This window comes from Clostridium lundense DSM 17049, assembly GCF_000619945.1.
Classification (GTDB): domain Bacteria; phylum Bacillota; class Clostridia; order Clostridiales; family Clostridiaceae; genus Clostridium_AO; species Clostridium_AO lundense.
The window spans coordinates 156,322-179,959 of record NZ_JHVC01000002.1 but is presented as its reverse complement, the minus strand read 5'-3'; the positions used below and the strand labels follow the sequence as shown (position 1 = coordinate 179,959).

Sequence of the window (23,638 nt, the reverse complement as noted above, 5' to 3'; positions counted from 1 at the left end):
TAACAGATAACAAAGCACAGAGTACAGATAAAAAAATATTTTCTTATATCATCTATTATCTCTATTATCTATCTTGTAAACTCCTTGATATTTCTTAGGTAAAAGTGCCGCTATATTTTTCATCATATAATTTAGCACTCTATCTTCATAGTGATGCTTTTCTTCGCCCTCTTCTCGTTTAGGTATGTCTAATGCTTTACCTATAGTAATTTTTACATCTGCATACTGAAACTTTTCTTTATCCATACCTTCCTCATTTATTGGAAGCAACTTTTCAGATCCAAATATTGACATAGGAATCACTGTAGCTCTGGATAATTTTTGTATTAAAACTACACCCTTTTTGCCTTCTATCATACTGCCTACTCTACTTCTAGTTCCTTCGGGAAAAATCAGTATATTATTTCCCTGTTTTAAGGTTTTTATTATATTAGATATAGAATCTTTATCTGCTGTATTAGGCTTAATAGTTATAGTTTTAGTCATGCTTATTCCTAAATTTGTAAGAGGATTATGTGAAAGTTTTATTCCAGCTACAAAAGTTATGTCTTGATCTTTTAAAACATGATTTATAACTAATGCATCAGAATTACTTAAATGATTACAAATAAATAATATTGGCTTTTTTATATTCTTTAAGTTCTCTAAACCTTTTACTTCTATATTTGCATACTTTTTAAGATAACCATTTAAAATTTTCTTTGAAACAGAAGCAACGAGCCCCTTTGGAAGATGAGATATAATCTTAACCATAGTAGGAGAAATCATAAACCGCTCCACCTTTCATAAAACAATATATACTTAAATTATAATTTGTAGAACCGTAAAAGTCTACCATAATAATCTTTTACATAAGGTGAACTAAACTCCTTTATAGTAATTGTATGGATTTCGCCTTTTGCAAATGAACTTATCAAAGCATTTCTTATAAGTATATTTTTCCCTCTCCACCCGCTGGATGTTAGTGCATACTTATCCTTAAAAATCCTATTATTCATATTAATTATCTCTTCTATATTTGGATTCTCCATAAATACAAAAGGTTTAAATTCTTCAATTCCAGAAAAATCTATCTCTTTATTGTAAGGACAAACTTTTTGACAATTATCGCATCCAAAAATTCTTCCTTGTAATTTGTCAAACCATATATCTTCTATTTCCTTCTTTTGCGTTACATAGGATAAGCATACATTAGGATTATTTATATCTTCCCCTATAGACCCTGCTGGACATGCTTTTAAACATAATTCGCATTCTCCGCATTGGCACATTAAAGGCTCATCTTCATCTAATTCTAAATCAGTAATTATCTCTCCCAAAAATACATAAGAACCATATTTTTTAGTTATGATCATATTGTTTTTTCCTATAAATCCTATTCCACATAACTTCGCTATATATCTTTCAGGCAAAGTATTACTATCTACAAGGTACTTAGCTTTTCCTCCTAATGATTCTATAAAAGCACACAATTTTTTTAAATACTCAGCAACCACTATATGATAGTCTCTACCCATAGTATACTTAGAAAAACAAATCTTATTATTAAAGTTTTTATTAAATATATAAGGAAAGGCAATAGATATTATTGCCTTTCCTTCTTCCATATAAATATTAGGATTTATTCTCTTTAGGATATCCTTTTCCTCAAACTCATTTTCATATCCTTTATCTTTTCTTAAAGAAAGGAACTTCTCTAACTCCTTAAACTTTCTGCAAGAAGTAAAGCCTACCGTATCTAAACCTAACACATTACAACAATATTGAATTATCTTCTGTTTATTGCTCATATTTTCACTCCATTAAAACCCTTTTGCAGTATTTCTATAATGTTCCATATCTATTATTACTTCATTATTATTACTTTTAACCACTTGAGCAGGTATACCTACCGCTGTAGAATTAGCAGGTATATCCTTTAACACTACAGCATTAGCACCTATTTTAACATTATCTCCAAGGTTTATTGGCCCTAATACTTTAGCTCCACTTCCTATTATCACATTATTACCTACAGTCGGATGCCTCTTTCCCTTATTTTTCCCTGTTCCACCTAAAGTTACTCCATGATACATAGTTACATTATCTCCTACTTCAGCTGTTTCTCCTATAACAACACCCATGCCATGATCTATAAATAAACCTTTTCCTATTTTTGCTCCTGGGTGTATCTCTATACCAGTAAAGTGTCTAGACGTTTGAGATATAAGTCTAGCTATAAAATACATCTTCGCTTTATAGAAAAAATGTGCTATTCTATGATTTATTATTGCATGAATACAAGGATATAGTAAAAAAACTTCTAGTCCATTTCTTGCTGCGGGATCATTCTTCATTACATTATCTATATCATATTTTAAATTTTTAAACATGTTACCCTCCATTTTTACTTTATTAAATAATTAATATCTCTGTATATATCTTTTAATTATTCATATATTCCTGTAGACAAATATTTTTCTCCTCCATCTGCAGCAACAGTTACAATTTTCTTTCCTTTTCCTAGTTTTTTAGCTAGCTCTATAGCTACTGCTATATTTGCTCCAGATGATATTCCTACTAATATCCCTTCTTCTCTTCCCATAAGTTTTGCGTATTTAAAAGATTCTTCATCTGAAACTGTTATTATTTTATCAACTATTTCTTTCTTATATATAGTTGGTATAAAATTAGCTCCTATTCCTTGTATACCATGAGGTCCAGCTTCTCCACCAGATAATAATGGTGATTTAGCAGGTTCTACTGCTATTACTTTTATATCTTTCTTTATTTCTTTTAATCTTTTTCCTATTCCTATAAGAGTTCCCCCTGTACCTACAGAAGCTAAAAATATATCTAAATCTGGAATATCTTTAATAATCTCTTCTGCAGTGGTTTTATAATGTTTTTCTGGATTTGCTTCATTATCAAATTGTTGTGGTATATAAAACCCCTTCTTGCCATCAGCTATTTCTTCTGCTTTATCTATGGCACCTTTCATTCCATATTTTCCTTCAGTAAGTACTAATTCTGCCCCGTAGGCTTTTAAAATATTTCTTCTTTCCATACTCATACTATCTGGCATAACAATAATAACTTTATATCCTTTAAGCCTTCCAACCATAGCTAGTCCTATGCCTGTATTACCACTAGTTGGCTCTACAATAGTATCTCCGGGATTTAACAAACCTAACATTTCAGCTTTTTCTATCATTCCTAAAGCAGCCCTATCTTTTATACTTCCACCTGGATTGAATTTTTCTAATTTTACATAAATTTCTGCCATATCTTCACTTACAATATTATTTAATTTTATAATTGGAGTATTACCTATCATCTCTATTGCATTGTTGTATATCATTATAAAATTCCCCCTAAAATATAATTTTTTATACAAAAAACTTCGCCTCTACAGTATAGAGACGAAGTTATAACTTCGCTGTTCCACTCTACCAAAATACGGTGTTGAACTGAATTTCAAGCACAACTCAATGCTCTATCACTATAACGGGTGATACCGATGCAGCCTACTTAATTCGGTGCACTACTCCAGAGGGCACTTCACATAAATTCCCTATAGGAACCTTCTCAGCATATTAGATTCCTTCTCTGTATATTTCATATATGTTACTTTCCTCTTTCAATGTATTTCAGACTAATTTGGTATGATTTCTATATTCTTATTATATTCAATTTTTTAAATTTGTCAACCCTCTTACTTACAAAATCTGTGCTTTCCAATAACTTTTATTAATGGTCTTGACCATATCCAAGCACTAGTTGCTGTAGCAGGATTAAAATAATATACTGCTCCACTAGACGGATCCCATCCATTTAAAGCGTCTATTGCTGCCTTTACACTAGTTTGCTCTAATGGAGCATTTATCTGTCCATCGTCTACTGCAGTAAAAGCTCCTGGCTGATATATAACACCCGCTATAGTACTTGGAAATCTTGAATCCCTTGTTCTATTAAGTACCACAGCACCAACCGCTACTTGCCCTTCATATGGCTCCCCTCTCGCTTCTCCATTTATAAGCCTAGCCAGTAAATTTACATCTTGATTGTTGGTATTATAATTATTATTATTTCCTGCATTAGTAGGACCCTCATATATGCCTAAAGCTTCTAATGTTCGGTTTCCAACTATTCCATCTACAGCCAGGCCATTATAAGATTGAAACTTTCTAACCGCAGTATAGGTTCCATAGCCATATATGCCATCTATACCTCCATCATAATACCCCCAATTCTTAAGCCTCTTTTGTATTTCATATACTGTTCCTCCTCTAGATCCATAGTAGTAAGTAGCAACATTTACTGCATAATTATAAGGAGCAAAATATATGTACAGGCTGAAATACGTTATAAGTGCTATCATCATATAGAGTACAACTTTTCTTAGTGAAAATTGTTTTTTCATGTTAATACACTCCTCAGTCAATTAATGATGTATACGCCCTTATTTTTACCTAAGATAAGAAAAAAAATACATAAAAAAAATATGTCACATGAAAAACTCTTACATTTCTCATGTGACACAAATATTCATCAAATCTACACTGCTTTTTTAAATCTTTTTCTCCAAGTTGGAGCTAAAATGTCTTCTACAATGTCATTTATAACAACTATACCACATAGTTTATTATCATCATTTACCACAGGTATAGATAAAAGATCATATTTAATTGCAAGCTCTACTGCATCATCTATAATTTGGCTATCCCTAATACTAGTTAAATCTTTATTCATTATATCTAGTAGTTTCTTATCTGGAGAAGATATAATTAGATCTCTAAGAGATACTACTCCCTTCAGTCTTTCTCCATCATCTACGATATATATATAATGCATTACTTCATCATCTGGTTTTATATCCCTTAAAAGTTCTATAGTTTCTTCAACAGTTATATTTATACTAAAAGATATAAAATCCTTATTCATTATACTACCTGCAACCTCTTCTTCATACATCATAAGACTTCTAACTTCCTCTGCATCTTCTTTTTCCATAGTTAAAAGAATCTTTTCTGCTGTTTCCTCATCAACCTCATCCAATATGTCTGCAATCTCATCATTAGGCATACTGTCTAAAACTTCCGTTCTTTTTGATTGACTTAAATTTTCTAATATATCTGCCTGTATTTCAGGTTCAATTTCTTCCAATATATTAGCTGCTAGATCTTCATCAATACTTTCAAAGATTTTCTTTCTATATTTAGTATCCATTTTTTCTAATATATCTGCTAAATCTGCTGGATGAAGCTTAGACAATTTTTGATAAGGTACAGATAACTTTAAACTATCACTCATCATTTCCAGAGATTCTACACTATCCCACATTATCAAACTATCCTTAGGCTTTTTACTTAAAAACTTATAAACATTAATTACCAATGATTCTATTCCTAATCTTCTACCTAATGCCATTATACCCGTATCTACAGCTATTACCTTTAATTCTCCAGCTATTTCTGCCATTCTTAAGTCATTAACTCTAACTAACTTCTTACCATTGATGTCTACAATTTGTTTATCTAATAAATGCTTTGATAAAAGATATGAATAAGTTCTAGGAATTATTTCATGAACACCTTTTACTTTTATAGACATTTTGCCACTATCCTCTTGAAAAAAGCTTATATTCTTAAATTCATAGTTAAACATTTCTCCATCTTTTTTCAACTTATATCCTATGGCTCTTGGCATACCATCTTCTTTAGTGACATATACATCCCATAATTTTCCTATATTATCTCCAAATTCATCGTATACTTTTTTGTAAAGCACCTTGCTTAAGAAGAAACTTGCTACTCTTTTCATAAATATTCCTCCTTCTAAGCAGAGGAACATTTACAATTGTGAATAGAAAACACTTTTTTATGAAAATATATCTATAAAACCTAATATGATTTCTATAGTAATAATAAGTATCCCTCTGCTTTCAATATTAAATTTTTTAAATTTGTCCGACCACCACGAGGGCCACAATCCATCTAATTTCACCACCTAAAATCAAATTAAATAATTATATTTATTTCCATAAAAAAATAAAAAGAGCTCATTAAAAAGGCTCCCTAAACTAAACGCAGTTAATTTTCGTTGAGTTTTAGCACTATATAGCTTTAGATCAAAGTCCAGCTACATTAAGTAAAACCTTAATTCGGTAATACCTGTTCACCCATTGGCATCTCTCGATGTTTCCGGGCAGCAGCGTATATCTATATAGGAGCCTCACCTAACCATAACAATTTTTTAAATTTTATTCTACACTATTATTATATTACTAAAGGGAGAAAAATCAACTATAAAATAGTAAATTTATTTAAATTTCTTTGTTATATGATCTTATCTATAACTTTTTTAAAAATGCTACAAATTTTATTCAATATTTAAGTTTTTCTTTTAATAATAAATTGTATAATATAATTTTTACAATTAAAATAATATTAATTATTCACTAATGTTGCCTTTTTATTCACTTATGCTAATATTATAAAGTAAAAATATAATTGAAATGGAGACTTATTATAAATGAAATTAGAAAAGAACTTTCTACCTATAAATAAAAAAGACTTAAAAGATAGAGGCATAGATCAATTAGACTTTGTTTTAGTAACTGGGGACGCCTATGTGGATCATCCCTCCTTTGGTACTGCAATAATTTCAAGAGTATTAGAAGATGCAGGGTATACTGTAGGAGTTATAGCACAACCTGATTGGAAAGATGTAAATAGCTTTAAAGTTTTGGGAAAACCAAAATTAGCGTTTCTTGTAAACTCTGGTAACATAGACTCCATGGTAAATCACTATACTGCTGCAAAAAAGAGAAGACATGACGATTTATATTCTCCAGGTGGAGAGGAAGGTCACAGACCTGATAGGGCTGTAATAGTATACTCCAACAAAGTTAAAGAAGCCTATAAAGATGTTCCTATAGTAATAGGTGGAATAGAAAGTAGTTTAAGAAGATTTGCTCACTATGACTATTGGGATAATAAAGTACGAAGAAGTATACTTCTAGATGCAAAAGCTGATCTTTTAATATATGGTATGGGAGAAAAAACAATTGTCCAGCTTGCTGATTTATTAAAATATGGAATGACATTTTCAAATATAACTAATTTAAGAGGAACTGTATATTCAACAAATGATATAAGTAATTTGAAAGACTATGTTAAAGTGCCCTCCTATGAAGAATGTGTGGAAAATAAAAAATCTTATGCTGAAAGCTTTAAATTAGAATACTATGAACAAGATCCTATAAGAGGTAAAGGTATTATACAAAAACATAATGATAGATATGTAGTTCAAAATCCTCCCCAACTTCCCCTTACCCAGGAAGAAATGGATATAGTCTATTCTCTACCTTATACTAGAACTTATCATCCAATGTATGAATCAAAAGGTGGAATACCTGCTATTCAGGAAGTGAAATTTTCTATAACTAGCCATAGAGGATGTTTTGGTTCTTGTTCTTTCTGCGCTTTAACATTCCATCAAGGGAGAATAATTCAAAATAGAAGTGGTGACTCTATTATAGAAGAAGCTAAACTATTAACCAGTTTAGACGACTTTAAAGGTTATATCCATGATGTAGGTGGCCCTACGGCTAACTTTAGACATAAAGCTTGTAAAATTCAAGAAAAAGTTGGTACTTGTAAAGATAGACAGTGTATGTTTCCATCACCTTGTAAAAACTTAATAGCAGATCATAGTGAATACTTAAATATATTAAGAAAAATAAGATCTCTTCCAAATGTTAAAAAGGTTTTTATACGTTCAGGTATCAGATTTGACTATTTAATGTGTGACAAAAATGATACCTTCTTTCAAGAGTTATGTAAGTACCATATAAGCGGTCAATTAAAGGTTGCTCCAGAACATATAAGCAATAAAGTATTGAAACTAATGGGCAAACCAAATAAGAATATTTATGATAAATTTGCAGAAAAGTATCATAATATAAATAAAAAAATTAATAAAAAACAGTACTTAGTTCCTTATCTTATGTCAAGTCATCCTGGTTCTGACTTAAATGCTGCTGTAGAATTAGCTGAATATATAAAAAAGATGGGTTATACACCAGAACAAGTTCAAGACTTTTACCCAACTCCAGGCAGTCTCTCTACAGCTATGTACTATACAGGTATAAACCCTTTAACAGGTAATTCTGTATATATACCTAGAGAACAAAAAGAAAAAAATATGCAAAGAGCCTTACTTCAGTTTGGTATGCCTCAAAACTATAAATTAGTTAGGGAAGCTTTGGAGAAGTGCGGAAGAGAAGACTTGATTGGAACAGGCAAAAACTGTTTAATTCCTTATAAAGATATAAGAAAAAAGAATACTTTTAAAAAGAAGTCACATAAAGGAAATCACTAAGTTTATACTTAGTGATTTTTATCTTAAACTTTTTGATTTTATTAGTTTTACCATTTTACTTTTAGGAATTTGTTTTGTATTCATTACCCCTAACATTTCTATACCTTCTTTTACACACTCTATAGTAAGTGGAAAATCTGGTCCTCTTTCTCCGTCAATATCTGTAACAATATCTTCAAAGCATTCTATATGTAACTTATCTGTTTTAAAATATAAGAGTCCATTTACATCTTCTAAATGTTCCCCTCTTAACATTTTTATAAACAGAGGTATTATATCTATTATCATTCCAGCCTTTATAATTATTACATCTAAAAGTCCATCATCAATTTCAGCTTTATATGCAAGTTTAAAATTACCTGCAGTTTGACCATTAAAGACCAGCATTAAATACATATCTCCATCATAATTTTCAACTTCTGAAGTTACTTTTATCTTTAGTTTTCTAAAGCTCGGAAGTTGCTCTATACCTTTTACATAATAAGCAAGCTTACCTATAGTATTTTTCAAGTTAACATCAGTTCTTTGAGATACGTCCGTAAACAACCCTGTACTTGCAACATTTAAAAAATATTTATCATTTATTTTGCCAATATCCAACTTTTTAGGTTCACTATTTAAAATTTGTTCACAGGCCAGTTTTATGTCTTGTGGCATGCCTATAAATCGTGCAAAGTCATTTGCAGTTCCCGCAGGTAATATAGCTATTGGAATATTGATTCCCAAATTTTTCATATGGTTAACTGCATTATCTACTGTACCATCTCCACCAGCTATTAAAATATATTTATAACTTTCATCTATATTCTGAAAAGCCATAGACATATCATATTCCATACTTATTCTATAAGGTACTACGGTATACCCATATTTCTGATGTACCATAATAACTGTATCTATATCTGAAGCTATTGTATTTTCTCCTGAATATGGATTATAAATAAATTTCACCTTATTCATAATATAACTCTCCTAATTATAATAATGTGCACCATTATTATATCATTATATATGTCCTATGTCACTAAAGTTAGAAAGCACAATGTGTTTTTTTCAGATCATAAAATATAAATTATTAATTATATAGATTGCAGTCTAACCTTTTTTAATGAAAAGTAAACATAACTTAAAATTGAAAATGGAGAGTTGAGAATTATAGAAACTTTTCTATACAATAAGATTTTTAACTTTCGATTCTCAACCCTCCATTTACATGAATTGTAATAAAAAAATTTAAGTTTATGGTTTATATAAAAAGCCGTTCTTATATATGCTCTGTTACTTGTTCTTTAAACCCATCTATTACTAATTTCTAATTTAAATATTAGGTGTGCTTGGGTCAGAAATTTCACTTAAAGCTTTACCTGCACTACGACCTAAATCTGGTTCTACTGAAATATCACCTAGTGAAACTATGCCTACCAAATTATTATTTTCTACTACTGGAAGTCTTCTAATTTGTCTTTCGCTCATTATTCTTGCAGCTTCTCCTGCTTCTATTTCAGGACTTATTATTACAGGATTAGAAGTCATTATATCTCTTACAGTCTGCTTTTGTACATTTTCTCCCTCTGCTGTAGATCTTAAAGTTACATCCCTGTCGGTAACTATTCCTATTACCTTTTCTCCATTACATACTGGAAGAGAGCCTATATTATGTTCTTTCATTAATTGAGCTGCATGTTCTACAGTGTCCTCTGCATTTAAACTTGCTATACTTTTTGTCATTATATCCTTTACTTTCATTATAAACACCTCCTAAAGATATTTTGCCCATAAAAAATCTATAATATTAGAGCAATAATATGCTCAATATTAAATAAAATACAAAATTTCCATAAAAAAATTATAAATTCTCTTAAATTTATATAGAAAATGAGTTATAATATAATATAAGTATTATTGTTAATATTTACACAGGCTTATCAATTAATTTTTAGGAGTGATAATTTAATGGCAAAAAATGCTGTTCCAAACATTTTTACTTTAGGCAATTTGGCTTGCGGCGTATTATCTTTAATGATGACTTTTCAAGGTGAATATAGGAATGCTTGCTTTTTTATATTATTAGCTGGATTAATGGACAGATATGATGGTAGAGTAGCTAGATATTTAAATGTCTCTAGTGAGCTAGGCAAAGAATTAGATTCTCTTGCAGATTTAGTTTCTTTTGGGGTAGCTCCATCTATTCTAGTTTTTAATATTTTTAATTTTTCAGAATTGGGACTACTAGGTTATCTATTAGTATTATTATTCCCATTATCAGGAGCATATAGACTAGCAAGATATAACGTTACCTCATTTGATGGAATATTTACTGGTATTCCAATAACAGCAGCAGGCATGTTTATGGCTCTATATTCACTACTTACTATGAACAGAATTAACAACCCAGTACTTACAATAATATTAGTGGTTATATGTTCATATCTTATGGTAAGCAAATTAAGATTTAAAAAAGTTTAAAAATAAAGAATAACCCTTTTATTTAATATTTGGGTTATTCTTTTATTCTTTTAATTTTAATTCCTCATCTAGTTCCGTTTGTATATATTTTGCTTCAACTTTACATCCTATTAGCTGAGACTTTATTTTACAATAATCCATATATCCACAAGATGTTTCTTCTAACACCTCTATTATTTCATCTATTACTTCTCCTAGTTCATTAGCCCTTTCCAATGCATGTTTCACATCATTTTTTTTAGCCAAAGCTATAGTATTTAATTCACCTGCCCCTCCAATTAAAAGTCTATAGGAATTTACTAGCTTGGCAAGAAGTTCCGATAAATTACTAATATCTCCATAATATTGTTGAACTATTTTTCTATGGTTCATATCCATCACCACATATTTAAAATGATATTTTATATTTATCTATATGGAATGATGTTAAAGTTTATGACTTAATATTTATAAAAGCAACTTCCTCCAATAAACTCCCTTAGTATTGAATTTTCTGGTACATAGTTTATGTCTACATCTTTAAAGAAATGTAAAAAACTCTTTAATCTTAACGCTTCATAATAAACTGAACTTGTTGGCTTTATTTTACTTAACTCATCTAATGCAAATCTTTTTAATACACAAAGTTCATATACTAAAGTCGAATTAAACATAATATCTGCATTTTCCTGAAATACAAATATATTTTTTTCTTCTCCTCTTCTTATAGAAGTCCACATTTTTAAAGTCTCTTCTCCTCCATATCCTCTTGATAAATAATCTCTAACTATTCTTCTTATTATTCTTACATCTGTTGTAGCTATTCTATTATGATTGTCAAGATTTAACTGAGTTAACGCACTTATATATATTTTAAATTTACTTTCTTTAGGAATTGAGGAAGTAAGAATTTCATTTAACCCATGTATACCTTCTACTATTAATATCCCATTTCTAGGAAGTTTGATTTTTTCTCCGTTCCATTCTCTTTTTCCAGTTTTAAAGTTATAACTAGGTATTTCCGTTTCTTTTCCCTTGAGTATTGATTGAAGATTTTTGTTAATCAACTCCAAATCCAGTGCATAAATAGACTCAAAATCATACTCTCTATTCTCATCTCTAGGAGTATACTCTCTATCTACAAAATAATCATCTAGGCTTAAAGGTACAGGTATTAGCCCATTTACCCTTAGCTGTATCCCTAATCTTCTTGCAAAAGTAGTTTTACCTGAAGAAGATGGACCTGCAATTAACACTATTTTTACATCCTTTTTATCACTAATCATATCTGCAATATAAGCTGCCTTTTTTTCATGAAGTGCTTCTGCTACCCTTATAATATCTATAATATCCTTATTTTCTACCTTAGTATTTAAAGATCCTACATCTGCTACCTCCAATATTTTTCCCCATTCTTCTGTTTCCTTAAATATTTTAGATAGTTTTTTACGCTCAATAAATTCTGGTATATCTGTAGGATTATCTTCTGTAGGATATCTTAATAGAAAACCTGGCTCATAATACATTAAATCAAAGGTCTTTAATATACCTGTGGAATACGCCATAGGTCCATAAAAATAATCATATCTACCATCCAATTCATAAAGCTTTACATCTTCTACACCCACATATTTTAAAAGCCTAACCTTATCTTGCATATTATAATTTTTAAATATTTCAATTGCTTTATCCTTTTTTACGTTTATCTTTTTTATAATTATATCCTTTAGTATTATCTCTTTCATTTTCTCTTTTATTTTTTCTACATCATTCATACTTAACTTACCATTCTTGTATATTTCCCCATATATGCCTTTACTTAATGAATGCTCTATTGAAATTCTAGCCTCAGGAAAAAGATCTAAAACAGCCTTTATTAATACAAATTGAAGTGTTCTAGTATAAGTTTTAATTCCTATATTAGTGCTAATATCTATTACATCAAACTTTCCTTCTTGTTGTAATTCACAACTTAATTCATATATAGTATCATTGATTTTTCCCAATACTATAGGTATATTACTTTCTAAAAAATTATCTTTTACAACCTTATATAAGGGTGTCCCTTTATCAACGTAAATGCTATTTCCATTACTTAGTTCAAGATTTAATTTAGTCATATTTATCCCCCCACATTTTAGTAGTCTTAATATTATTATACTGATAATTTTAAAAATTACCCTATTTCACTTATAATTTTTTGCATTTTAGAAAAAAATATATTTTATGAAAGGGTGATTTTTTTGTTTACTGTATTAATTAGAACTGCAATATTATACTTATTAGTCATAATTACTATGAGAATAATGGGTAAAAAAGAAATTGGTCAATTAGAACCTTTTGAATTGGCTATAACCATTATGATATCAGAATTAGCTGCTTTGCCAATGCAAGACACCCGTATTCCACTAATTCATGGGATTATACCTATAATAACTTTACTACTATTACAAACTGTACTCTCTCTTCTTCAACTTAAAAGTGAAAAACTTCGGGGCATAATAAATGGAAAACCTAGTATATTAATTAAAAATGGTCAATTAGATATTAAGGAATTAAGGTCTCAAAGATTTAATATTAATGATTTAATGGAAGAACTAAGAATAGATGGCTATTACAATATTGCAGATATAGAATATGCCATTTTGGAGACCAGTGGTAAGATATCCATAATTCCTAAAACAGAACTTACTTTTGCCACTAAAAAAGATATGAATATTAAATGTACCCAAGATACATTACCTGTAACTTTAATAATAGATGGAAAAGTAAATCATGAAAATTTAAAACTTATTAATCAAAATATGAGTTGGTTAAATAAAAATCTTAATAAAAATAATATAAATGACATCAATGAAGTTTTTATAGCCTTACTTGATTCACAGGGAAAGTTTTATTGCCAAACAAATAAAAAAAATTAATTTAAAAGGTGATTATATGAAAAATGTATATATTTCTTTAATTTTATTTATATGTATGATATTTTCTATTATTTTTTCTATTAATTATTTAGATAAAATATATACTAATATAGGAAAATTAACTATAGACTTAGAGCAATCTATCGATAAAGAAAACTGGAACTCTGCGGATAAATTAGTTAAAGAAATATCTAATGAGATAGAAACTAACTCTAGTAAAATCTCCATATTTGTAAACCATATGGAAATAGACAATATAAATAATGAATTCAGTAAATTAACACAATATATCAAATATCATAACAAAGAAGAAGCTATGGCTAGTCTTTATGCTGTAAGATTCTTTTTTGAACATACTCTAAAACTAGAAAAAATTAATATAGAGAATATATTTTAGCATATGTGTTACATTTATAACGTATATATAATATACTACTTCAAACTTATATAAGTTTTATTAACGAATATTTTTCAATAATTGTAGCCAATTACATTATTATGCTTTATAATGTAACTATAAATAAATATACTAAATATAAAATATAGTTGGAAGGTGGAATATATATGGCTTTAGTAACTACAAAGGAAATGTTTCAAAAGGCTTATGAAGGAAAATATGCTATAGGTGCTTTCAACATTAACAATATGGAAATAATTCAAGCAGTAGTAAATGCAGCAAAAGCACAAAAATCTCCTGTTATTTTACAAGTATCTTCAAGTGCTTTAAAATACGCTGGTCCAAAATACCTAAAACACATGGTGGATGCAGCTATTGAAGAAACCGGCATTGATATAGCCCTTCATTTAGATCATGGCGCAAATATGGATCAAGTAAAACTTGCCATAGAATCCGGATTTACTTCTGTTATGTTTGATGGTTCTCATTACGACTATGAAGAAAACGTAAAATTAACAAAAGAAGTAGTTGACTACGCTCATAGTAGAGGTGTTGTAGTTGAAGCAGAACTTGGAAAACTAGCTGGTGTAGAAGATGATGTTAAAGTTGCTGGTCATGAAGCTACATATACAGATCCTGATCAAGCTGTAGACTTTGTAAAAAGAACTGGTGTTGACTCCCTAGCTATAGCTATAGGAACTAGCCACGGTGCTTATAAATTTAAAGGTGAAGCCAAACTTGACTTTGATAGACTAGATACAATAACTAAAAAATTAGAAGAAGCAGGAATTAAAAACTTCCCAATAGTTTTACATGGTGCTTCCTCTGTAGAACCAAAATTTGTAGCTATGTGCAATGAATTTGGTGGAGAAATTGGCGGAGCTAAAGGAGTCCCAAATGAAATGTTAAGAAAGGCTGCTTCCATGGCTGTTTGCAAAATAAATATGGATACAGATTTAAGACTTGCTATGACAGCATCAGTAAGAAAAGTCTTAAGCGAAAACAAAAAAGAAATAGACCCAAGAAAATATCTTGGAGCTGCAAGAGAAGCTATAGAATTATTAGTAGAAAATAAAATTAAAAATGTATTAGGCTCTTCTAATACTCTTTAATATCCATTAGTTTAAAAAGGAATTTTGTTATGCAAAATTCCTTTTTAGTAATGTCCTATTTTTCAATATAATTTATTACATTTTTAATAACTATATCTATTGAACCGTCTCCATGTCTATGTATTTGAAATCTATTTACATCATTATAAGCTTCTTCATTTATGTATAAATCAATATCCTTATCAATTTTTAATCTTATTCTTTTAAACTTTTTCTCTATCCAATCTTTGTCTACTTCTATTTTATCGTTTACTCCTTCTGCTGATATATATTCTACAAAGCTTGCTTTTGCCTCTTTATTATCTTCAAATATATCTTCAGACACTTGATGTAAATCTACATTTTCCTCTTCTCTTAATTTTTTCTTTATACTACTTCTTACTTTTTCCGCTACATCAGCATTTTCTTTTAAATTAACTCTTGTCCATTGTTCTGCAGCTGTAACAAATTTTTTAGTTACATCCCTTTTATTTTCAACTATCCTACATCCTAAATATTTATTAATAAAATAATTTGAACCATAGTCTTCATCTTTGCTTTTTTTCTGTTTATCTATAACCATTAAGTCAAATTCATTATCTTCACTTACAGGTTTAATAAAAGCACACTTTTGTATCTTTTGTGAACTTACAGGAAGTCCTGTTAACTCAGGAATTATTTCAATTCCAACCTTATCCTCGACAAAATTTATATTATGAGTATAATTTTTGACATAATCCATTTTAATTATACAAAGCATTGGACCATATTCTGTTGATATAGAAACTACAATCAAGTCACAAGAAGGTATATTTTCATTAGCCTGCATTAATATAAAAAGTTGTCTTCCTATTTCTTTAGAAACCTCTACTATATCACTTTGCCCATTTAAATATTCTTGACTTACTTCTTTTACTATATTTCTTTCTTCATTAAATATTGCATACTTTAATTCTTCATCTTTGACACATCTTTCTATGTGTTTTAGTAAAAAATTATATGTTTCTTCGTTAAATTTAAGCTTAAATTCATTTAATATAGGTTCATCTGAATTATTATCCAGAATATGAATTACAGCCTCATTTATATTTATTTCATTAATATATTCCAAAATTTCACTTCCCCTTTTTAATATTACCATATATAAGTTTATCAAATTTTTATATTAATTCATAAATTACTTCTTTGTATAATATAATATTATATTGACTCATTTAAATCAAACTATAACAATATTTCTAAAAATTTAACAAACTAAAAGGGTAAGACTTTAAATTGCTTACCCTTTTACATTAACTATCTTAATTCTTGCTGCATTTGCGCCGATTTTGATTTTATCTGTTGCACTTCATTATCTGGTGCATCCTTAGTTTGATACCATCCTTTTTGTTTCATAGCGTCAAATACTTTATATTGTGTATCTTCAGCATTTCTAAAGTTATTTAATAGTACATTTCTAAGATTTGGGCATGATGATTCTGTAATTCCAGTACTATATGCTGATATAACTTGTTTTTCTGTAGTTAATAAGTCTTGCATTAAATCTTTTTCACTTAAATTTGGTGAAGTATTCATAGACTTTCCCTCCTAAAATATCAAAAATAATTTTATTGATGTGATTCTAAATAGCATTTTAAATCATTGAAGTTTTGTTTATGAACATTAGCTGCTGAATTACATAAATCCTTTAAACTTTGATCTGTGCAATATTGTGCATATAAGTTAAACTTTTTATTCATTAAGCATTCATGTGTTAATTGATCAGATATAACTTTTAAGTTATTGCTTTCTATTTGTTTATTTTGTGTATTCATTTTTCTACCTCCTGTAAACTCATTTTAACTCTTATCACGTTATTTATTGTTCCCTGGTTAGAATCAAATATTTATTTTTTCATCAAGAAATTTATAGATTGCTTACCTATAAAATAGATAATTATGTTATAATCTCAATATAATAAGGAGTGAGAATTTTGAAAGAATTAGAAGTAAAAATATTGCATATAGATATTGATAATATACGTAAAAAAATGGTTGAGTTAAACTGTGAAAAAGTAAAAGAAGAAAATCAAATAAATAATTTATTTGATTTCGAGACAAAAGACTTACTAAAACAACAAGGATATGCAAGAATACGAATTGTAGAAGATATCATGCATAATATCACTAAATACTATATGACAACAAAAAGAATATTAAGCCAAGACAGATTTAAAGTAATGGATGAAAATGAAGTTGAGATATCAGATGCTATTGAAGGTGAAAACATATTTAAGTCTTTGGGTTTACAACTTACTCACTCTATAAAAAAATATAGAGAAAGTTATAAGTATAAAAACTCTCTTATAGAAATAGACATAAATGAAAAATCCTTCTGTCCTTTTCCTTATATAGAAATTGAATCTCCTAATGAAAAGGAATTAGAAGAAGTAGTACTGAAATTAGGTTATAATATAAAAGATACTACATCAAAAAGTATCTATGAACTTATAGAGATTTTTAAAAACAAGGAATTTTAATATATGTTTGGATATGTAACGCCATGTAAAATGGAATTAAAAATAAAGGATTATGAAAAATTTAAAGCTTATTATTGTGGCCTTTGTAAAACAATAAAGTCTAACTATGGAAATCTACCTAGAGGTGTATTAAATTATGATATGACATTTCTTGCCATTTTACTTCATTCATTAGACAATGATAATCCTTCTTATGTAAAGGAACATTGTATAGTTCATCCTATTGGAAAAAAAGTAATTATGGTAAAAAACTCACCTTTAGAATATGCAGCCTTTTGCAACATAACTTTAGCTTATTATAAGCTTTTAGATAATGTTGCTGACGATAACTCTATCAAAAGCAAGATTTTATCTACTTTTTTAAAAAGATATATAAAAAAGTCATGTGAAAAATTTGGGAATAAAATGGAGCATATGGAGAAAAAGTTAAGTGAATTATATGACTTAGAAAAAAATAAAAGTTTTGTAAGTTTAGACGAAATAAGTCATCCCTTTGCAGAGCTTACTGGTTACATATTATCTTCATATGTAACGGAAGGCGACATTAATAATACTATTCTTTATAATCTAGGCTATAACCTAGGAAAGTGGATATATATAATAGATGCTTGGGATGATTTGAAAGAAGATATGAAAGAACAAAAATTTAATCCAATTAATTTTATATTGAACAAAAACAATAAAACCTATGATGATTTAAAAAGAGATGTATCCGAAAGAATAGATTTTATTTTAACTATGTGTGGAACACACTGCTTAAACTATTTAAATGAACTACAGATAAAAAAAAATGAGGAACTTTTATATAACATTCTACAATATGGTTTAATGGAAAAAATGGATAAAACATTTAAAAGGAGTGATTTTAATTATGGCAAATCCATATGAGATACTTGGAGTAAAAGAAGGATGTTCTAAAGAAGAAATAAAAAGAGCTTATAGAGAATTAGCTAAAAAATATCATCCAGATCAATACGGAAATAATCCATTAAGGGATCTGGCTGAAGACAAAATGCGTGAATTAAATGAAGCTTATGATTATCTTATGAAAAATGCAGACAATGGTAGTAGCTCATATAAATCAAATTCTTATAATACAAACTCTTATAGTTCAAATAATTATATAGACTATCAATCTATAAGAATGGATATTCAAAATGGAAACTTCTCTGCTGCTGAAGAAAAATTAAGTAAAATATCTGTACGAAATGCAGAGTGGAACTTTCTTATGGGAGTAATTAATCTAAAAAAAGGTTGGTATGATGCTGCTAATAATTATATAAAAACTGCTTGTAATATAGATCCAAATAATATGGAATATAGAGATGCCTTTAATCGCATGAATAATATGAATAGCTCTTATAGACAGCCCTATTATACTAGTAGGAACGGCAGAGATCGAGACATCTGTGACATATGTGCTACCATCTATTGTGCAGACTGTTGCTGCGAATGTTTAGGTGGCGATATTATAAGTTGTTGTTAGAAAATCCTAGGAGATGATTAATTTGAAAACTGCTTATTTAACTAAAGGAAGCATATTAACTGCTATGGGTGTAATATTTATATATTTAAGCACTTTAGTTCCAACTAACAAATTATTTTTATTAATTGTATCTTCCTGTTTGATACCTATAACAATAGTTAGTTGTAATACAAAAGTAGGTATTATAACTTATATAAGCACAAGCCTATTAAGTTTGCTTGTCATAGGAATTAAAGGCAATGTATACCTATATATAATTTTTTTTGGCTTGTATGGTATTATTAAATTATATATAGAAAAACTACAAAAAATGGCTTTAGAGTTAATTCTAAAATTTTGTTTTTTAAATTTTTCTCTCCTAATTTCTTTTTTTGTTTACAAAAGTTTTTTTCCTAACATAGATTTATCTAAATTTTTTATTCCTATACCTGCATTAGTCCTTGGCATACAGGTCATATTCTTGCTATACGACTATGCTTTAACACTTTTTATATATGAAGTTAGAAAAAAATTTTTTCAAAAAAAGTGTTGACACTACTTGAAAATTTGATATAATAATAAATGTCGACAGCGACAGAATGACAAAATTGAAATGATGCCCATTAGCCAAATGGTAAGGCACCTGCCTCTGGAGCAGGCACTGTGTTGGTTCGAGTCCAGCATGGGCAGCCATGAAACTCTTGATTTATCAAGAGTTTTTCTTGTATATTCTTGACAATATTTCACTAATGATATAAAATTTAATATAAATTTATAATTAAAGACTGTGAATAGGAGTAGTAATATTTGATTCACTTTAAGAGAGCTGTTGGGAGGTGCAAAGCAGCAGTGATAGAATACGAACTTGCCTAGGAGTTTATCTGTTAAAAGCAGATACGGTTATTACGTTAGAATTTTAAGCGAAGGCCTAATATAGGCTTTAATTAGAGTGGTACCGCGGAGTTTTAGCTTCGTCTCTTTCTTAAGAGACGAAGTTTTTTATTTGTAAAATATAAATTAATTATAAAATACACATATTAAAGGAGCGATGTACATGACTAAATATAGCACTTCCATCGATAAAAAATGGCAAAAAATCTGGGAGGATTCAAATCTTTATAGATTTGATAAAAATAAAGAAGGCAAAAAACTATATGTACTTGAAATGTTTTCTTACCCTTCTGCAAGCAAACTACACGCAGGACATTGGTTTAACTATGGTCCAGTAGATTCTTGGGCAAGAGTTAAAAGAATGCAAGGTTATAATGTATTTCAACCTATGGGTTTTGATGCTTTTGGTCTTCCTGCAGAAAACTTTGCTATAAAAACAGGAATCCATCCAAAAGATTCAACTTTAAAGAATATAGAAACCATGGAAGAACAGTTAAGAGCTATGGGAGCTATGTTTAATTGGGAAAATGAAGTTATTACTTGCAACCCTGATTATTACAAATGGACTCAATGGGTATTTTTACAATTATATAAAAAAGGGTTAGCTTATAGAAAAAAAGCTCCTGTAAACTGGTGCCCAAGTTGTAACACTGTTCTTGCAAATGAGCAAGTTCTAGATGGATGTTGTGAAAGATGTAGTACAGAAGTTATTAAAAAGGATTTAACTCAGTGGTTCTTAAAAATAACAGATTATGCAGAAGAATTATTAGAAAAACTTGATGAATTAGATTGGCCTGAAAAAACAAAAGCTATGCAAAAACATTGGATTGGAAAATCTACAGGTGCAGAAGTTACTTTTAAAGTTGCAGATTCAGACGTTTCATTCAATGTATTTACTACAAGAGCAGATACATTATTTGGTGTAACTTATGTAGTTTTAGCTCCCGAAAGCCCATTAGTAGATAAAATTGTAACAAATGAATATAAAGAAGAAGTAGAAGCTTATAAAGATCAGGCTAAAAAACAATCTGATATAGAAAGACAATCTATTACTAGAGAAAAAACCGGCGTATTCACTGGTGCCTATGCAATAAACCCTGTTAATGGAAGAAAAGTTCCTGTATGGGTTGCAGATTATGTATTAAGCACATATGGTACAGGTGCTGTAATGGCAGTTCCTGCACATGATGAAAGAGACTTTGCTTTTGCTTCAAAATACAATTTACCAATAGAAAGAGTTATAGAAGGCGGAGAATCTCTTCCTTATACAGAATCAGGTTTAATGATGAATAGTGCTGAATTTAATGGAATGAATTCAGATGAAGCAAGAAAAGCTATAGTAGCAAAACTAGAAAAAGAAAAATTAGGTTCTGAAAAAGTTAATTATAGATTAAGAGATTGGTTAGTATCAAGGCAAAGATATTGGGGAGCTCCTATTCCAATAATTCATTGTGAACATTGTGGAACTGTACCTGTTCCAGAAGATCAGCTACCTGTTGAACTTCCATACAACGTGGAATTTGCACCAGACGGAAAATCTCCTCTTGCTAAATGTGATGAATTTATAAACACTACTTGCCCAGTTTGTGGTAAACCAGCAAAAAGAGAAGCTGATACTTTAGATACATTTGTATGTTCTTCTTGGTATTATTTAAGATATCCTGATAATAAAAATAGTGAAAAAGCCTTTGATACAGATTTGATAAATGAAATACTTCCAGTAGATAAATATGTAGGTGGACCTGAACATGCTTGTATGCATCTTTTATATGCAAGATTTATCAACAAAGCATTAAGAGATATGGGATATCTAAATTTTGATGAACCATTTACTTCTCTAACTCATCAAGGGTTAATACTTGGACCAGATGGACAGAAAATGAGTAAATCAAAAGGTAATACTATCTCCCCAGATGATTGCATTAAAGAGTTTGGTGCAGATGTATTTAGAATGTACTTAATGTTTGGTTTCGATTATACTGAGGGTGGCGCATGGAGTGATGACGGAATAAAATCCATAGGTAGATTTGTGGATAGAGTAGAAAGAATCTTAGAATCTTGTAGAGATTATATAAATAGTCCTGTTAATGATAAAACTACTTTAGATAGCGCAGAAAAAGATTTAAACTATATAAGACACTTTGCTATAAAGTCCATTACAGAAGATGCTGAAAAAATGCAATTTAATACTTGTATTGCACGACTTATGGAATATACTAATACTTTATCTAAATATATTAATGAAGATAGCAAAAATGCTTCATTCTTAAAAGAATGCTTAGTTGACTTTATAAAATTAATTGCTCCTTTTGCTCCTCATTTTGGTGAAGAGCAATGGGAACTTTTAGGGATGCCATTCTCAGTGTTTAATGAAAAATGGCCAGAATTTAACCCTAGCGCATTAATTAAAGATGAAATCGAAATAGCTATTCAAATTAATGGTAAGGTTAAATCAAGAATAAATATTCCATCAGATTTTTCAGAAGATGCTATTAAAGAAGCAGCCTTAGACTGCGAAGATGTAAAGAAACATACAGAAGGCAAGAATATAGTAAAAGTGATTGTTATAAAAGGAAGACTAGTTAATATAGTTATAAAATAAAAAAGAAGGGCATGTAGTTTTCTACATGCCTTTTATTTGTACATTTCTAAAGTCTTTTCTGTAACTCTTAACAGATTGTTAAGTTCAAATACTTCCCCCTCTTCAATTAATTTATTTAATTGGCTTTGATATCTTACAGATTCCGCATGCTTGCCCATAGAGGATAAGGTTAATATGTTATCCATTATATTAGATATAATATTTGATTTAACTTCAAATAGCTTTTGAGCGTCTTTTATTTCATCCTTTATTTCAAGCATCATCTGGTCCAACTGAAATGCAGCGTCTGCTGCTGATTTAAGCTTATATTTTATTTCTTGTGGTATATCATGCTTATATTTATAATTTAATGAATGTTCTATAGTAGCCCAAAAGTTCATAGCTAAAGTTCTTATCTGGAATTCTGCAAGTATATCCTTTCTTCCTTCTGCCATATTAACAGGATATTTTATAATCACATGATAACTTCTGTATCCGCTGTTTTTTACATCAGTAACATAATCTTTTTCATATATAATTTGCATATCATTTCTTTGTCTAATTAAATTAACTACATTATCAATATCATCCACAAATTGGCACATTACTCTTATTCCAGCTATGTCTTCCATCTCATATTCTATTCTATCTAAAGGTATATCAAATTTATTAGCTTTTTCAAGTATGCTAGATATTTCCTTAACCCTACCTGTTACGAATTCTATAGGTGAATATTCATTCTTTCTTCTATATTCTCTCCTTATACTCCTAAATTTTACCTTTAATTCTTCTACTGCCTGCTCATAGGGTATTAAAAAGGTCTTCCACTCTCTTATAGCCATAATCTATTCCCCCTTTGCTAGTTATTATTATAATCGTATATTTATATAATATAATTATAATATACTCCATTACAATTAATAATATATTTTATTAATATTTTTTGATATAATAAATTTAATGTC

Annotated in this window: 23 protein-coding genes, 1 tRNA gene, 1 riboswitch and 2 other annotated features; of the genes, 10 read left to right on the top strand and 14 right to left on the bottom strand. The window is 29.1% G+C overall.

Annotated elements, in window-relative coordinates:
- Positions 1-48: 48 nt before the first annotated feature.
- The 6 genes from T514_RS0104675 to T514_RS0104650 all read right to left on the bottom strand — a co-directional run bounded on the left by T514_RS0104675 (position 49) and on the right by T514_RS0104650 (position 5,802).
- Positions 49-768, bottom strand: a complete 720-nt coding sequence (locus tag T514_RS0104675; RefSeq protein WP_027623729.1) for a lysophospholipid acyltransferase family protein — start codon at positions 766-768, stop codon at positions 49-51.
- A gap of 38 nt (positions 769-806) precedes the next feature.
- The gene (gene queG / locus T514_RS0104670; protein ID WP_027623728.1) at positions 807-1,790 is read right to left on the bottom strand and encodes a tRNA epoxyqueuosine(34) reductase QueG; all 984 of its coding nucleotides are present in this window, start codon (positions 1,788-1,790) and stop codon (positions 807-809) included.
- A gap of 12 nt (positions 1,791-1,802) precedes the next feature.
- Complete coding sequence (gene epsC / locus T514_RS0104665) at positions 1,803-2,372, bottom strand: serine O-acetyltransferase EpsC (protein ID WP_027623727.1); 570 nt, start codon at positions 2,370-2,372, stop codon at positions 1,803-1,805.
- Between the two features lie 56 nt (positions 2,373-2,428).
- Positions 2,429-3,340 (bottom strand): cysteine synthase A, encoded by a 912-nt coding sequence (gene cysK, locus T514_RS0104660; protein WP_027623726.1) that lies wholly within the window; start codon positions 3,338-3,340, stop codon positions 2,429-2,431.
- 54 nt (positions 3,341-3,394) lie between these two features.
- Positions 3,395-3,632 (bottom strand) — a binding site (T-box leader).
- A 62-nt stretch (positions 3,633-3,694) separates the two neighbouring features.
- On the bottom strand, positions 3,695-4,402 hold the full coding sequence (sleB, locus tag T514_RS0104655; RefSeq protein WP_027623725.1) for a spore cortex-lytic enzyme: 708 nt from the start codon (positions 4,400-4,402) through the stop codon (positions 3,695-3,697).
- Positions 4,403-4,536: 134 nt separating this feature from the next.
- The gene (locus T514_RS0104650; protein ID WP_027623724.1) at positions 4,537-5,802 is read right to left on the bottom strand and encodes a magnesium transporter; all 1,266 of its coding nucleotides are present in this window, start codon (positions 5,800-5,802) and stop codon (positions 4,537-4,539) included.
- 264 nt (positions 5,803-6,066) lie between these two features.
- Positions 6,067-6,232, bottom strand: a riboswitch (M-box (ykoK) riboswitch).
- 281 nt (positions 6,233-6,513) lie between these two features.
- On the opposite strand from T514_RS0104650, the gene T514_RS0104640 reads away from it, so the two are divergent.
- A complete protein-coding gene (locus T514_RS0104640; RefSeq protein WP_027623723.1) occupies positions 6,514-8,364 on the top strand; it encodes a YgiQ family radical SAM protein in 1,851 nt (616 codons plus the stop codon).
- 18 nt (positions 8,365-8,382) lie between these two features.
- Here the strand turns inward: T514_RS0104640 and T514_RS0104635 are convergent, their stop codons facing one another.
- Both T514_RS0104635 and T514_RS0104630 read right to left on the bottom strand, forming a co-directional pair.
- On the bottom strand, positions 8,383-9,324 hold the full coding sequence (locus T514_RS0104635) for a YegS/Rv2252/BmrU family lipid kinase (protein ID WP_027623722.1): 942 nt from the start codon (positions 9,322-9,324) through the stop codon (positions 8,383-8,385).
- 357 nt (positions 9,325-9,681) lie between these two features.
- Positions 9,682-10,110 carry a CBS domain-containing protein gene (locus tag T514_RS0104630; protein ID WP_027623721.1) on the bottom strand — a complete coding sequence of 143 codons (429 nt, stop codon included), beginning with the start codon at positions 10,108-10,110 and terminating at the stop codon, positions 9,682-9,684.
- Positions 10,111-10,317: 207 nt separating this feature from the next.
- Here T514_RS0104630 and pssA point away from each other — a divergent pair, with 207 nt between their 5' ends.
- A complete protein-coding gene (gene pssA, locus T514_RS0104625; protein WP_027623720.1) occupies positions 10,318-10,830 on the top strand; it encodes a CDP-diacylglycerol--serine O-phosphatidyltransferase in 513 nt (170 codons plus the stop codon).
- Positions 10,831-10,872: 42 nt separating this feature from the next.
- Here the strand turns inward: pssA and T514_RS0104620 are convergent, their stop codons facing one another.
- Positions 10,873-11,202, bottom strand: a complete 330-nt coding sequence (locus T514_RS0104620; protein ID WP_027623719.1) for a hypothetical protein — start codon at positions 11,200-11,202, stop codon at positions 10,873-10,875.
- Positions 11,203-11,270: 68 nt separating this feature from the next.
- Entirely contained in the window at positions 11,271-12,929 is a 1,659-nt protein-coding gene (locus T514_RS0104615; protein ID WP_027623718.1) for a nucleoside kinase, read from the bottom strand.
- 123 nt (positions 12,930-13,052) lie between these two features.
- Between T514_RS0104615 and T514_RS0104610 the strand changes: the two genes are divergently transcribed.
- From T514_RS0104610 to fba, 3 genes are all read left to right on the top strand, one after another.
- Positions 13,053-13,730 (top strand): DUF421 domain-containing protein, encoded by a 678-nt coding sequence (locus T514_RS0104610; RefSeq protein ID WP_027623717.1) that lies wholly within the window; start codon positions 13,053-13,055, stop codon positions 13,728-13,730.
- Between the two features lie 16 nt (positions 13,731-13,746).
- Positions 13,747-14,127 (top strand): DUF4363 family protein, encoded by a 381-nt coding sequence (locus T514_RS0104605; protein WP_027623716.1) that lies wholly within the window; start codon positions 13,747-13,749, stop codon positions 14,125-14,127.
- Between the two features lie 167 nt (positions 14,128-14,294).
- Positions 14,295-15,239, top strand: a complete 945-nt coding sequence (gene fba, locus T514_RS0104600; protein WP_027623715.1) for a class II fructose-1,6-bisphosphate aldolase — start codon at positions 14,295-14,297, stop codon at positions 15,237-15,239.
- 55 nt (positions 15,240-15,294) lie between these two features.
- Here the strand turns inward: fba and T514_RS0104595 are convergent, their stop codons facing one another.
- The 3 genes from T514_RS0104595 to T514_RS0104585 form a co-directional block, all read right to left on the bottom strand.
- Positions 15,295-16,329 carry a nucleoid-associated protein gene (locus tag T514_RS0104595; RefSeq protein ID WP_027623714.1) on the bottom strand — a complete coding sequence of 345 codons (1,035 nt, stop codon included), beginning with the start codon at positions 16,327-16,329 and terminating at the stop codon, positions 15,295-15,297.
- Positions 16,330-16,514: 185 nt separating this feature from the next.
- Positions 16,515-16,793: a spore coat protein gene (locus T514_RS0104590; protein ID WP_027623713.1), complete on the bottom strand. Its 279-nt coding sequence runs from the start codon at positions 16,791-16,793 to the stop codon at positions 16,515-16,517.
- A gap of 32 nt (positions 16,794-16,825) precedes the next feature.
- Positions 16,826-17,032: a hypothetical protein gene (locus T514_RS0104585; RefSeq protein WP_027623712.1), complete on the bottom strand. Its 207-nt coding sequence runs from the start codon at positions 17,030-17,032 to the stop codon at positions 16,826-16,828.
- A gap of 158 nt (positions 17,033-17,190) precedes the next feature.
- On the opposite strand from T514_RS0104585, the gene T514_RS0104580 reads away from it, so the two are divergent.
- The 5 genes from T514_RS0104580 (at position 17,191) to leuS (ending at position 22,694) form a co-directional block, all read left to right on the top strand.
- Complete coding sequence (locus T514_RS0104580) at positions 17,191-17,736, top strand: class IV adenylate cyclase (protein WP_027623711.1); 546 nt, start codon at positions 17,191-17,193, stop codon at positions 17,734-17,736.
- Between the two features lie 3 nt (positions 17,737-17,739).
- On the top strand, positions 17,740-18,624 hold the full coding sequence (locus tag T514_RS0104575) for a DUF5685 family protein (RefSeq protein WP_027623710.1): 885 nt from the start codon (positions 17,740-17,742) through the stop codon (positions 18,622-18,624).
- Positions 18,608-19,222, top strand: a complete 615-nt coding sequence (locus tag T514_RS0104570) for a J domain-containing protein (RefSeq protein ID WP_027623709.1) — start codon at positions 18,608-18,610, stop codon at positions 19,220-19,222. Before T514_RS0104575 ends, T514_RS0104570 begins: the two co-directional genes overlap by 17 nt.
- Before the next feature lie 596 nt (positions 19,223-19,818).
- Positions 19,819-19,894 (top strand) — tRNA-Gln (locus T514_RS0104560).
- A gap of 85 nt (positions 19,895-19,979) precedes the next feature.
- Positions 19,980-20,183: a binding site (T-box leader), on the top strand.
- Positions 20,184-20,255: 72 nt separating this feature from the next.
- Positions 20,256-22,694 (top strand): leucine--tRNA ligase, encoded by a 2,439-nt coding sequence (leuS, locus tag T514_RS0104555; RefSeq protein ID WP_027623707.1) that lies wholly within the window; start codon positions 20,256-20,258, stop codon positions 22,692-22,694.
- Positions 22,695-22,726: 32 nt separating this feature from the next.
- On the opposite strand, the gene yjbM is transcribed toward leuS, so the two are convergent.
- Positions 22,727-23,515: a GTP diphosphokinase gene (gene yjbM / locus T514_RS0104550; protein WP_027623706.1), complete on the bottom strand. Its 789-nt coding sequence runs from the start codon at positions 23,513-23,515 to the stop codon at positions 22,727-22,729.
- Positions 23,516-23,638 lie beyond the last annotated feature (123 nt).